The sequence below is a fragment of the Rhizobium binxianense genome (genome assembly GCF_028994275.1).
Taxonomy (GTDB): Bacteria; Pseudomonadota; Alphaproteobacteria; order Rhizobiales; family Rhizobiaceae; genus Rhizobium; species Rhizobium binxianense.
The window spans coordinates 4,257,102-4,269,324 of the sequence record NZ_CP118713.1 but is presented as its reverse complement, the minus strand read 5'-3'; the positions used below and the strand labels follow the sequence as shown (position 1 = coordinate 4,269,324).

Annotated in this window: 10 protein-coding genes; 3 read left to right on the top strand and 7 right to left on the bottom strand. The window is 62.7% G+C overall.

Translation table 11 applies throughout. The features are described from left to right. Positions 1 to 4: 4 nt before the first annotated feature. Positions 5 to 1,486, top strand: a complete 1,482-nt coding sequence (locus PO860_RS20765; RefSeq protein ID WP_272784634.1) for an NAD-dependent succinate-semialdehyde dehydrogenase — start codon at positions 5 to 7, stop codon at positions 1,484 to 1,486. Positions 1,487 to 1,534: 48 nt separating this feature from the next. On the opposite strand, the gene PO860_RS20760 is transcribed toward PO860_RS20765, so the two are convergent. Beyond that, positions 1,535 to 1,744 carry a SlyX family protein gene (locus PO860_RS20760; protein ID WP_273885377.1) on the bottom strand — a complete coding sequence of 70 codons (210 nt, stop codon included), beginning with the start codon at positions 1,742 to 1,744 and terminating at the stop codon, positions 1,535 to 1,537. Positions 1,745 to 1,910: 166 nt separating this feature from the next. Here PO860_RS20760 and uxaC point away from each other — a divergent pair, with 166 nt between their 5' ends. Both uxaC and PO860_RS20750 read left to right on the top strand, forming a co-directional pair. Continuing rightward, a complete protein-coding gene (gene uxaC / locus PO860_RS20755; RefSeq protein ID WP_273885376.1) occupies positions 1,911 to 3,326 on the top strand; it encodes a glucuronate isomerase in 1,416 nt (471 codons plus the stop codon). Further along, on the top strand, positions 3,323 to 4,780 hold the full coding sequence (locus PO860_RS20750) for a mannitol dehydrogenase family protein (protein ID WP_273885374.1): 1,458 nt from the start codon (positions 3,323 to 3,325) through the stop codon (positions 4,778 to 4,780). Before uxaC ends, PO860_RS20750 begins: the two co-directional genes overlap by 4 nt. 6 nt (positions 4,781 to 4,786) lie before the next feature. On the opposite strand, the gene PO860_RS20745 is transcribed toward PO860_RS20750, so the two are convergent. From PO860_RS20745 to PO860_RS20720, 6 genes are all read right to left on the bottom strand, one after another. Beyond that, on the bottom strand, positions 4,787 to 7,237 hold the full coding sequence (locus tag PO860_RS20745) for a GcvT family protein (protein WP_273885373.1): 2,451 nt from the start codon (positions 7,235 to 7,237) through the stop codon (positions 4,787 to 4,789). Continuing rightward, positions 7,238 to 8,113 carry a choline kinase family protein gene (locus tag PO860_RS20740; RefSeq protein WP_273885372.1) on the bottom strand — a complete coding sequence of 292 codons (876 nt, stop codon included), beginning with the start codon at positions 8,111 to 8,113 and terminating at the stop codon, positions 7,238 to 7,240. A gap of 64 nt (positions 8,114 to 8,177) precedes the next feature. Next, a complete protein-coding gene (locus tag PO860_RS20735) occupies positions 8,178 to 9,254 on the bottom strand; it encodes an ABC transporter ATP-binding protein (RefSeq protein WP_273882436.1) in 1,077 nt (358 codons plus the stop codon). 31 nt (positions 9,255 to 9,285) lie between these two features. After that, complete coding sequence (locus tag PO860_RS20730; RefSeq protein WP_275037960.1) at positions 9,286 to 10,374, bottom strand: Gfo/Idh/MocA family protein; 1,089 nt, start codon at positions 10,372 to 10,374, stop codon at positions 9,286 to 9,288. An 8-nt stretch (positions 10,375 to 10,382) separates the two neighbouring features. Beyond that, on the bottom strand, positions 10,383 to 11,270 hold the full coding sequence (locus PO860_RS20725; RefSeq protein WP_409518685.1) for a carbohydrate ABC transporter permease: 888 nt from the start codon (positions 11,268 to 11,270) through the stop codon (positions 10,383 to 10,385). Further along, positions 11,263 to 12,222: a carbohydrate ABC transporter permease gene (locus tag PO860_RS20720; protein ID WP_179874056.1), complete on the bottom strand. Its 960-nt coding sequence runs from the start codon at positions 12,220 to 12,222 to the stop codon at positions 11,263 to 11,265. Before PO860_RS20720 ends, PO860_RS20725 begins: the two co-directional genes overlap by 8 nt. Position 12,223 lies beyond the last annotated feature (1 nt).

The window sequence follows — 12,223 nt, the reverse complement described above, 5'->3', positions numbered from 1 at the left end:
TGACATGACTTTCACCACCGCACTGACCAGACACGTTCCCTTCTCTTCTCCCTTGCTGCGCGATGCCGGCTATATCAACGGCGTCTGGACCTCAGGCGATGCCGAAAAGACCTTCGACGTGCTCAATCCGGCAACCGGCGAGTTGCTTGGCTCGCTGCCCGACATGGGTGCGAGCGAGACGCGGACGGCGATCGATGCGGCCCATGCCGCTCAGCCGGCCTGGGCTGCCCGCCCGGCCAAGGAGCGCAGCGCCACCTTACGCAAATGGTTCGACCTGATGGTCGCCAATGCCGACGAGCTCGCGGCGATCCTGACCGCCGAAATGGGCAAGCCGTTCCCGGAAGCGCGCGGCGAAATCCTTTATGCCGCCGCCTATATCGAATGGTATGCGGAAGAGGCCAAGCGCATTTACGGCGAGACGATCCCGGCGCCATCCCAGGACAAGCGCATGATCGTCATCAAGCAGCCGGTCGGCGTCGTCGGCACGATCACGCCGTGGAATTTCCCGGCGGCGATGATTGCCCGCAAGGTCGCGCCGGCGCTTGCCGTCGGCTGCACCGTCGTGTCGAAACCCGCCGAACAGACGCCGCTGACGGCAATCGCCCTTGCCGTGCTCGCCGAACAGGCCGGTATTCCCGCGGGCGTCTTCAACGTCATCGTCGGCACCGACGGCCCGGCGATCGGCCGCGAGCTCTGCGGCAATGAAAAGGTGCGCAAGATCAGCTTCACCGGCTCGACGGAGGTCGGCCGCATCCTGATGCGGCAGTGCGCCGACCAGATCAAGAAGGTGAGCCTGGAGCTCGGCGGCAACGCGCCGTTCATCGTCTTCGACGATGCCGATCTCGACGCCGCCGTCGAAGGCGCGATCGCCTCCAAATACCGCAATGCCGGCCAGACCTGCGTCTGCGCCAACCGCCTCTACATCCAGTCGAGCGTCTATGACGCCTTCGCCGCCAAGCTTGCCGCCAAGGCCGCCGCGATGTCGGTCGGCGACGGCTTTAAGGCGGGTGTCGAGATCGGGCCGCTGATCGACGAGCAGGGCCTTGCCAAGGTGGAAGACCATGTCAGCGACGCGCTGGCCAAGGGCGCCAAAGTGCTGACCGGCGGCAAGCGCATCGACGGTGCCGGCACCTTCTTCACCCCGACGGTGCTGACCGGCGTGGCGCGCGGCATGAAGGTGGCGCGCGAGGAAACCTTCGGGCCGGTGGCGCCGCTCTTCCGCTTCGAGACGGTCGAGGACGTCATCGCCCAGGCCAACGACACGGAATTCGGTCTCGCTGCCTATTTCTATGCCGGCGACCTGAAGAAGGTCTGGCGGGTGGCGGAAGCGCTTGAGTATGGCATGATCGGCATCAATACCGGCCTGATGTCGTCCGAGACGGCGCCTTTCGGCGGCATCAAGCAATCCGGCCTCGGCCGCGAAGGCTCGCGCCACGGCGCCGACGATTATCTGGAAATGAAATATCTCTGCATCGGCGGCGTCTGATCGTCACTCACGGTGCACCGGGGGCACGCGGCCTTCAGCCGCGTGCCGTCAATAATGCGGCGGGCGGGTGATACCAGGCGCGTCCAGCGACTGCTCCTCCAGCGAGAGGAAACGTTCCGTCAGCCGTTCGAGCTTGGTGCGCATCTGTTCCACCGTCTTCCATTGCTCGGCGAGCTGATCGGAAAGCTCTTCGATCGTCTTTGCCTGGTAGGCCAGCATTTCTTCCAGCCGGGTGATGCGGTTCGTCTCGTCGGACATGGATCCTCCTTTGCCGAATGGTTCTCCCAAAGCGGAAATAGGTCATCTCGTCAATGCTTTCGATGGCGGGGACGGCCGGGTGCAAAACTGAACCGTTTGGTTACTAAAAGACCTTGCCGCGCCTGATGTTGTGGGGTAGGGCCTTATCCATCAGGGAGGAATACTGATGGATGCAGGAAACGGCTTTCTTCATCCGGACCGGCTCTTTCCGGCCGATCCGGCAACACGGACTATCGCGCGCGACCTTTACGAGACGGTGCGCAATCTTCCGATCGTCAGCCCGCACGGGCACACCGAACCCTCCTGGTTTGCCGACGACAAGCCCTTCGAAGACGCGGCCTCGCTGCTGGTCATTCCCGATCACTATCTCTTCCGCATGTTGCACAGCGTCGGCGTCGCCCTGGACGATCTCGGCGTGCCCAGGCTCGACGGCAAGCCGGTGGCTGAGGGGCGGGCGATCTGGCGGAGCTTTGCCAGGCATTATCACCTCTTCCGCGGAACGCCTTCGAGCCTCTGGGTTGATCACGCCATGTCGGCCGTGCTCGGCTGCACCGAGCCGCTGACACCAGACAATGCCGATGCGCTCTATGACCATATCAATGCTCAGCTTGCCCGTCCCGAATTCCGGCCGCGGGCGCTGCATCAGCGATTCGGCATCGAAACGATCGCAACGACCGAGGGCGCGCTCGATCCGCTGGCGCATCACCAGAAGATGGCGGCGGACGGCTGGATCGGCAAGGTCCGCACCACCTATAGGCCGGATAGCGTCACCGATCCGGACGCCGTCGGCTTCCGCGACAATCTCGTCAAGTTCGGGGAGATCACCGGCGCCGACGTCACGCGCTGGGACGGCCTGATCGAGGCGCATCGGCGCCGGCGCGCCTATTTCCGCCAGTTCGGCGCCACCGCGACCGACCACGGCGTGCCGACAGCCTTCACCGCTGATCTGCCGCTTGCGGAAAAACAGGCGCTGCTCGACAAGGCGCTGAAGGGTCCGCTTTCGGCTGCCGACGCGGAGCTTTTCCGCGGCCAGATGATGACCGAGATGGCGGGGCTTTCGGCCGAAGACGGCATGGTGATGCAGATCCATGCCGGCTCACGACGCAATACCGACAGCGGGCTGTTTGCGACGCGCGGCCCCAATATGGGCGCCGATATCCCGACTCGTACGGACTGGGTCGGCGGCCTGAATGCGCTGCTTTCCAGATACGGCCATGCGCCGGGGCTCAGGGTGCTGCTGTTCACGCTCGACGAGACGACCTATGCGCGCGAGATGGCGCCGATGGTCGGCCATTGGCCCTGCCTGATGATCGGCCCGCCCTGGTGGTTCCACGACAGTCCGCTCGGCATTCGCCGCTATCTCGACCAGGTGGTGGAAACGGCCGGCTTCGCCAATATGGCAGGCTTCAACGACGATACGCGGGCGCTGCTTTCGATCCCGGCGCGGCATGACGTCTGGCGCCGCGAAGTCTGCCGCTTCCTCGCCCAGCTCGCCGCCGAGCACCGGATTTCCAAGAAGGACGCCGCGATCGTCGCGCGCGAACTCTCCTATGACAATGCGAAGAAGGCCTACAAGCTGTGAGCGATAGACTACAAAACCTGACCGGCCTTGCGCCGACGACGAAACTTCCCGCCTATGACAGGAATGCGCTGAAGGCCGGCATCCTGCATATCGGCCCGGGCGCTTTCTTCCGCGCCCATTTCGCCCCCTTCACGGACGGCGCGCTTGCAGCCGCAGGCGGCGACTGGGGCATCGAGGTGGCAAGCCTGCGCACGCCCGATGTCGCCGACAATCTGAGCGCCCAGAACGGGCTCTATACGGTGCTGATCCGCGATACTTCAGGCACGACGGCTGAGGTCATCGGCTCGATCCTGAAGGCACATGTGGCGCCGCGCGATCCGGCCGGCCTGCTGGCGCGGCTCGAAGACCCCGATATCCGCATCGTCAGCATGACGGTGACGGAAAAGGCCTATGGTTTCGATCCCGCAACCGGCGGCCTCGACCTCAAGCACCCCGATATCGTCGCCGACCTTGCCAACCGGCATGCGCCGCGCGGCGTCATCGGTTATCTCGTCGAAGGCCTCGCCCGCCGGCGGCAGAAGGGCGTCGCGCCCTTTACGCCGCTCAGCTGCGACAACCTGCCGAGCAACGGCGCGGTGCTGAAGCGCCTGGTGCTGGAATTCACCTCCCGCATCGATCCCGACCTGCATGGCTGGATCGAGGCGAATGTGCCCTTCCCGTCGACGATGGTCGACCGCATCACGCCGGCCAGTACCGAGGCGACCTATGCCGATGCCGAGCGGCTGACCGGCCGTACGGATATGGCGGCGATCGAGACGGAACCCTTCACGCAATGGGTCATCGAAGACCATTTCGCCAATGGCCGGCCAGCTTGGGAAAAGGTGCGCGGCGCGCTGATGGTCGAGGAGGTCTCGGCCTACGAGAAGATGAAGCTGCGGATGCTGAACGGCGCGCATTCGCTGCTTGCCTATCTCGGTTATATCGGCGGCTATGAATTCATCCGCGACGTGATGGACGATACGGGCCTGGCAGCACTCGCCTACCGTCACATGCACGCGGCCGCGCGAACGCTCGACGCGGTGCCCGGCATCGATCTCGATGCCTACGCCCATGAATTGATAGCACGCTTTGCAAATAAGGCGATCGCCCATCGCACCTATCAGATCGCCATGGACGGCACGCAGAAACTGCCGCAGCGGCTGCTGGAGCCGGCATGCGAGGCGCTGGCCCATGGCGACCGGGCAGAGACCTATGCGATTGCCGTTGCGGCATGGATGCGCTATGCGATCGGCGAGCACGGCAACGGCGAACGCTATGAACTGCGCGATCCCCGTGCTGGCGAAATCGCCACTCTCATCGCCGATGTCCCGCGCACCGGCCTTGCCATTTCGGCGGCTCTTTTCACCCTTCCGGGACTCTTCCCGGCAGCTTTGACAGGACACCGGGCGTGGACGCAGGACGTCTCCGACAAGCTGGAGATCCTGATTCAGGACGATCGGCTGCCGCTTTTCTAGATCCGGCTACGCCTTGATGCGCGCCATATCCGGATCGTAGAGCGGCGACAGCGACACTTTGCAGGGGATGCGTTCCCGCGCGACATCGAGTTCATAGGTGCCGGAGAGGACGAAATCCTCGGTCACCCCTTCGGGATTGCGGACATAGCCGTAGCCGATCGGCTTGCCCAGCGTATAACCGAAGCCGCCGCTCGACAGCCAGCCGACGCGCTTGCCGTCGCGATAGATCGTTTCGCGGCCGAGCAGCACCGCATCGGCATCCTCCGGAATGAAGCAGGTGAGGCGCTTCTTCACGCCGCCCGAAAGCTGCCGTTCGATCGCCTCGCGGCCGCGGAACGGAATGTTCTTGCGCATCTTCACCGCCCAGCCGAGGCCGGCTTCGACGGGCGTGTGGTCGGGACCGATATCCGATCCCCAGGCGCGATAGCCCTTTTCCAGGCGGCAGCTCTCGATAGCGCGGTAGCCGGCATTGACGAGGCCGAGCTCGCCGCCTGATGCCATCAGCACGTCATAGACCGTGGTGGCATATTCGATCGGAATATGCAGCTCGTAACCAAGCTCGCCGACATAAGTGATGCGCAGCGCCCGCACCGGGCAACCCGATATGCCGATGGTTCTGACCTGGCCGAAGGGGAAGGCCGCATTCGAGACGTCGCTGCCCGTCACCCTTTCCAGCACGGCGCGCGCATTCGGTCCCATCAGCGACAGCACGGAATAGGCTGAGGTGACGTCGACCAGCTCGGCATGTGTCTCCGCCGGTATATTGCGGGCGATCCAGTCGAAGTCATGGGTGGCGAAACCGGTGCCGGTGACGATGTAATATTCGTTCTCGGCGATCCGGGCGACCGTCACGTCGCATTCGATGCCGCCCTTGTCGTTCAGCATCTGCGTGTAGATCAGCGATCCCACGGGCCTTGCGACATCGTTGGCGGCGATCCAGGAAAGGGCTGCCTCGGCATCCCTGCCCTTCAGCACAAATTTGGCAAAGGAGGTCTGGTCGAAGATGACGGCCGCCTCGCGCACCGCCTTGTGCTCGCGGCCAACGGCGTCGAACCAGTTCTGCCTGGCGTAGCTGTAGACATCCTTCGGCTCCTCGTTGGCGAAGAGATCGGCAAACCAGTTCGGCCGCTCCCAGCCGAGCTTCTCGCCGAAGCAGGCGCCTTGCGCCTTCAGCCGGTCATAGAGCGGCGACTTGCGGCAGGGGCGGCCGCTCGAATGCTCCTCGAAGGGCCAGGCCATGGTGTAATGTTTGCCATAGGCTTCGAGCGTGCGGGTGCGCACCCAGTCGGTATCGAAATGCGGACGGCCGAAACGGCGGATATCCACCGGCCAGAGATCATAGGGCGGTTCGCCCTTCGTCACCCATTCGGCAAGCGCCATGCCGCCGCCGCCGGCAGAGGCGATGCCGAAGGCGTTGAAACCAGCGCCGACGAAGAAATTCTTCAGCTCCGGCGCCTCGCCGAGAATGAAGTTGCCATCGGGCGTGAAACTTTCCGGGCCGTTCAGCAACTGCTTGACGCCGACATTTTCCAGCGCCGGGACGCGGCCGAGCGCCTGTTCCATGATCTGCTCGAAATGGTCGAAATTGCTGTCCAGCAGTGTGTAATGGAAACCCTCGGGGATGCCGTCTTTCGCCCAGGGAATCGGGTTCGGCTCATAGCCGCCCATGACGATGCCGCCGACCTCCTCCTTGTAATAGGTCAGGCGATCGGGATCGCGCAGCGTCGGCAGGTTGGAGGGCACGCCGAAGGATTCGGTGATGATGTATTGATGTTCGACCGAGACCAGCGGCACGTTGACACCGAAGCGGGCGGCAAAGGCACGCGTCCATTGGCCGGCGCACACGACGACGCGCTCACATTCGATGCGGCCCTCGGCGGTGACGACGGCGCGGATCCGCCCCTTGTCGATTTCAAGGTCGAGAACTTCGGTATCCTCGAAGATCGAGACACCCGACATACGGGCGCCCTTGGCCAGCGCCTGGGTGATGTCGGAGGGATTGGCCTGGCCGTCTGTCGGAAGGAAGGCGGCGCCGACGAGATCGTCAACCGTCATCAGCGGCCAGAGATCGAAGGCCTCCTGCGGCGTCAGCAACTGCATTTCGAGGCCAAAGGATTGGGCGGTGGTCGCCTGGCGGCGGACTTCTGTCCAGCGCTCCTCGTTGCAGGCCAGGCGCAGGCCGCCATTCATCTTCCAGCCGGTGCCGAGGCCGGTTTCATCCTCCAGCCGCTTATAGAGATCGACGGAATAGCCGAGCAGCTGGGTGATGTTGGCGCTGGTGCGCAGCTGGCCGACCAGGCCGGCGGCATGGAAGGTGGTGCCCGACGTCAGCTTCTTGCGCTCCAGCAGGACGGTATCGGTCCAGCCGAGCTTGCCGAGATGATAGGCTGTCGAGCAGCCGATGATGCCGCCGCCGATGACCACGGCTTTCGCCGTCTTCGGTAATTCTCTCGTCATTTATCGATCCTGTTCAAAGGCCTGATAGGCGCGTTCGAAGCGCCCGAGATTTTCGGCCGTATAGGCGGAATAGTCGAAATCGATGGTGGAATGGATTTCCGAAATCATGCTCCAGAGCGCCTCGCGCAGCAGCGAGGCGCATTTCATCGCGGTATAGCGGCGGCGGAGATCATCGGTGAGCGGCCGGTCGAAATAGCTCTCCAGCATCATTTGCTCGGCCGCTTGCGAGAGTTCGTTGTTGGAGGCCAATCCGCCGAGATCGAAAAGCGGCGTGTTGAAGCCGGCATAATCCCAGTCGATCAGCCAGAGCCGCTTGCCGTCATCGAGAAAATTGGCGGCGAGCAGATCATTGTGGCCGAAGGCGATCTCGAAAGGCCCTGCCGCGTCTTCCAGCGCCTCGGCCCGGCCGATGAGGCCTGGCAGCAAAGCAAGATAGGGGCTCTCGGATGCCTTCAGACTGGCGGCATAATCGCGGATGACGTGGAAGACCCAGAAGATCATCGCCTGGCCGCGAAAATGCCGGGCAATGTCGCGGTGGCAGGCCCGCACCAGCGGCACGATCCGGGCCAGCATATCCGGCGTCCTGATATCCTCCGGCGAAAGCGCCCTCGCCTCGATATAGTCGAGCACCAGCACGCCCGGCGAATGGTGGATGACGGCAGGCGATATGCCTGCCGCATGGGCGGCACAACTTGCAGCAAGCTCGTTCTGCCTGTTGATGTGATGGATCGGGATATCGGTGCCGAGTCTCACCACGCAGCGCGCGACGGCATCGCTGACCAGATAGTTCCGATTGGTGATGCCGCCTGCTATCGGCGAAATGTCGATCGGGCCCTGCCAGATGCCGAGTGCATGAATCCTATCTTCAGGCGTCATGCTTATTCCCCTTCAGCCCCTTCCGAAAGGATGAGGCAGAGGAGGATCTGATGTCAAGCAGCGCTTAGATGGTCTTGCCCGAGGCATCGAAGACGTGGCAGCGGACCGGATCGAAGAAGGTCGTGACGTTGGTGCCGCGCTCGACCTTCTGCTGGCCGTCGAGCGCGATGGTCAGGAGCTGGCCATCCGGCGTCGTGGTGTAAAGCATAGTGGCGCCGCCGAGATTTTCGACGAGGTCGACATTGACGGTCGAAAGCGTGATGGCGCCGCCGGTCAGGGAAAGATGCTCGGGGCGGATGCCGAAGGTGACCTCCTGGCCGGCTTCGCCGTTCAGCCGGCGTGGCAGGTGAACGGAATTGCCGCAGACATGGATGCTGGTTTCGGCCGCGCCGACCTGCTCGATGCGCGCCCTCAGGAAATTCATCTTCGGGCTGCCGATGAAGCCGGCGACGAAGCGGTTGGCCGGATTGTTGTAGAGATCGAGAGGCGCGCCGACCTGCTCGATGCGGCCGGAATTCAGCACCACGATCTTGTCTGCCATCGTCATGGCTTCGACCTGGTCATGGGTGACATAGATCATCGTGTTGCCGAGGCTGCGATGCAGGCGGGAAATTTCGACGCGCATCTGCACCCGCAGTTCGGCATCGAGGTTCGACAGCGGTTCGTCGAACAGGAAGATGCGTGGCTCGCGCACGATGGCGCGGCCGATGGCGACACGCTGGCGCTGGCCGCCGGAGAGCGCCTTCGGCTTGCGCTCCAGCAGCTTCTCGATCTGCAGGATCTCGGCGGCGCGTTTTACCTTGGGCTGGATCTCGGCCTTCTTGTAACCCGCCGTCTCCAGGCCGAAGGCGAGGTTCTTGTAAACCGACATATGCGGATAAAGCGCGTAGGACTGGAACACCATGGCGATGCCGCGCTTGGCCGGCGCCACCTCGTTCATGCGCTCGCTGTCGAGCAAAAGTGCGCCACCCGAGATCTCTTCGAGACCGGCGATCATGCGCAGAAGGGTTGATTTTCCGCAGCCCGAGGGGCCGACGAAAACGACGAATTCGCCGGGATCGATCGTCAGGTCGATGCCATGGATCACATCCATCGCGCCGTAGCGCTTCTCGACCTTCTGAAGAACGACACTGGTTGCCATCTTCTCAAAACCCTCTCGTTTTATTTATCGGTTACTTCGTTCTTGCGCGCCAATCGGCGTATTTCGGACTGTCGGGACCGACCGGCAGTGGCACTTCGGCGCCGCTGTCGGAAGACTGATAGATCGCGGTCACCAGTTCCAGCGCGCGGCGGGCATCCACCGTCGTCACCGGCAGCGGCCCATGGCCGCTGAGGAAGGCGTGGAACTGGCCCATCTGGGTGGTGAAACGCGGCGCAACCGGCTGCCAGTCAGCAATCACCCGGTCGATCTTCTGCCGCACGTCATCATTGGCGGCGATGATCTTCCACGGATCCTTGCCTGGGATGTAGGGCTCGTGGCTGCTTTCGAAAGTGACATTCTCGAAGTGCAGCCTCAGCCGGCTCAATTGTTCCTGCGAACCAAGCGTGCAGGACAGCGAGACAAAGGCGCCGTTTTCCATCAACAGGCTGGCGGAGGCGCAATCCTCCACCTCGATATCGTTGACGCGGGTGGCGACACGGCCGAAGACCCTTGCCGCCGGGCCCATCAGATGCATCATCATGTCATGCAGATGCAGCGCATGGGTGACGAGCACACCGCCCAGTTCCGTCGCCCATTTGCCGCGCCAGGGCACAGCATAATATTCCGGCTTGCGCAGCCAGAAGGTTTCGACCGAAGCCGTATAGGCTTTGCCGGCAATGCCGGCGTCGATGATCCGTTTGGCCTTCTGGATACCGTCGCCGTAGCGATATTGGAAAATCGGCATCAACACGCCCGGGGCCGCTTTTTCCGCTTCCATGATCGTATCGACGCCGGCAAGCGAGCCGGTCAGCGGCTTTTCGCAAACCACATGTTTACCGGCGGCAAGCGCTGCGACCACCTGTTCCAGATGGATGCCGGGCGGGGTGCAGATATCGATGATGTCGATCGTCTCGTCAGTCAGCAACTCCAAAAAGGAGGTGGTGCGGCGTTCGATGCCGAACTCGTCGCCGACCGAAGCTAGGCGCTGCTCGTTCAGGTCGCAGATCGCCACGACCTTGAACTTGTCGGAATGCGGCAGATAACCCTCGACGATATGCGAGCGGCCGATGCCGCAGCCGACGATGGCGACCGTCTTCACGCCCCTGTCACTCTTTCCCATTGCCGCCGTCAACGCTTCATGCCCGTCGTGGCGATGCCCTCGATCAGCAGGCGCTGGAAGAACAGGAAGAAGAAGAACACCGGCACGAGCGTCAGGGTCGACATGGCGAACAGGCCGCCCCAATCCGATGCGCTGGTGGAGTCGACGAAGGTGCGCAGGCCAAGCTGGATCGTATAGGTGTTCATGTCGTTCAGGTAGATCAGCGGACCGAAGAAATCGTCCCAGGTCCAGATGAAGGAGAAGATCGCGGCCGTCGCCAGCACCGGCAGCGACAGCGGCAGCATGATCTTCCAGTAGATGCGCCAGGCGCTGCAGCCATCCATCATCGCCGCCTCGTCGAGTTCGCGCGGGATACCGCGGAAGAATTGCACCATGAGGAAGATGAAGAAGGCGTCGCTCGCCAGGAATTTCGGCACGACAAGCGGCAGGATGGTGTTCACCCAGCCGAGATCGAGGAAGAGCACATATTGCGGGATCAGCGTCACGTGATAGGGGATCATCAGCGTCCCGAGCATGATCGCGAACCAGAAGTTCCGGCCGGCAAAACGCAGCCGCGCAAAGGCGTAGGCCGTCAGCGAACAGGCAATCACATTGCCGGTCACCACCAGCAGAGAGATGACGAGCGAATTCCAGAAGAACCGGCCGAAGCTGATATCGAGGCCATTCCAACCGCGCGCATAGGAGGAGACATCGATCGACGACGGGATCAGCGAGGTCGACGAAAAGATCTCGTTTTCCGGCCTGACCGATGCCGAAACCATCCACAACAGCGGATAGAGCATGAGAAGCGAAGCGGCGATCAGCAGGGCGTGGATGATGAGCGACGCCGGCAGGCTGCGTTTGGTGATATCCGATGGCGGCCTGGCCGCAGTGACGGAAGCGGTCATCTCAGTCATCGTAGTGCACCCAATAACGCGAGGTCAGGAAGGAGAAGGCAGTGAAGATCGCGATGATCACCACCAGGATCCAGGCGAGCGCCGAAGCATAGCCCATGCGGAAATTGCCGAAGGCTTCCTGATAGAGGTAGAGCGTGTAAAAGAGCGTCGAGTTGATCGGACCGCCCGTGCCGCCTGATATGATGAAGGCGGGCGTGAAGGCCTTGAAGGCTTCGATCGTCTGGACGACGGCGTTGAAGAAGATCACCGGCGTCAGAAGCGGCAGCGTGATCTTGTAGAATTGCCGGAATTTCGAGGCGCCGTCGAGGCTGGCGGCCTCATACATATCCTGCGGAATCTGGCGCAGGCCGGCCAGGAAAATAATCATCGGCGAGCCGAACTGCCAAACCGACAGCGCCACCAGCGTGTAAATCGAATAGCTCGGATGCGAGATCCAGCTCGGACCTTCGATGCCGAAATGCGAGAGCGCGGCATTGACGAGGCCATCACTGGCGAAAAGCTGCCGCCAGAGCACGGCGATCGCCACGCTGCCGCCGAGCAGCGACGGCAGATAAAAGATGGCGCGGTAGATCGGCAGCCCGCGCAGGCCGCGGTTCAGCGCCATGGCGACCAGCAAGGCGAAGGTCAGTTTGAACGGCACCGAGAAGACCACGTAGGTCAGGGTGACGTGCATGGCGGCCGAGAATTTCGGATCCGCCGTGGCGATGCGCACGTAATTCGCGGTCCCCACCCACCTCGGCGACTGCAGCATGTCGAAGTCGGTGAAGGAGAGATAGAGCGAAATCAGGGCCGGCCCGAGCGTCAGCCCGAAAAAGCCGACGAGCCATGGCAGAAGGAAGAGATAGCCGGGAGCATTGGCATTCCAGAGACGCCGGAAGCGCCCTTCGGCCACGGCCCCCTGATATCTTTCCACGGATATGGCCCCTGCGGGCGTGCGCATCGCATTGCTCATA

Excerpts from the sequence above, each read along its gene's own strand:
- PO860_RS20765 (WP_272784634.1), top strand. The coding sequence starts at position 5 with ATGACTTTCACCACCGCACTGACCAGACACGTTCCCTTCTCTTCTCCC.
- PO860_RS20760 (WP_273885377.1), bottom strand. The coding sequence starts at position 1,744 with ATGTCCGACGAGACGAACCGCATCACCCGGCTGGAAGAAATGCTGGCC.
- uxaC (WP_273885376.1), top strand. The coding sequence starts at position 1,911 with ATGGATGCAGGAAACGGCTTTCTTCATCCGGACCGGCTCTTTCCGGCC.
- PO860_RS20745 (WP_273885373.1), bottom strand. The coding sequence starts at position 7,237 with ATGACGAGAGAATTACCGAAGACGGCGAAAGCCGTGGTCATCGGCGGC.
- PO860_RS20740 (WP_273885372.1), bottom strand. The coding sequence starts at position 8,113 with ATGACGCCTGAAGATAGGATTCATGCACTCGGCATCTGGCAGGGCCCG.
- PO860_RS20735 (WP_273882436.1), bottom strand. The coding sequence starts at position 9,254 with ATGGCAACCAGTGTCGTTCTTCAGAAGGTCGAGAAGCGCTACGGCGCG.
- PO860_RS20730 (WP_275037960.1), bottom strand. The coding sequence starts at position 10,374 with ATGGGAAAGAGTGACAGGGGCGTGAAGACGGTCGCCATCGTCGGCTGC.
- PO860_RS20725 (WP_409518685.1), bottom strand. The coding sequence starts at position 11,270 with ATGACTGAGATGACCGCTTCCGTCACTGCGGCCAGGCCGCCATCGGAT.
- PO860_RS20720 (WP_179874056.1), bottom strand. The coding sequence starts at position 12,222 with ATGAGCAATGCGATGCGCACGCCCGCAGGGGCCATATCCGTGGAAAGA.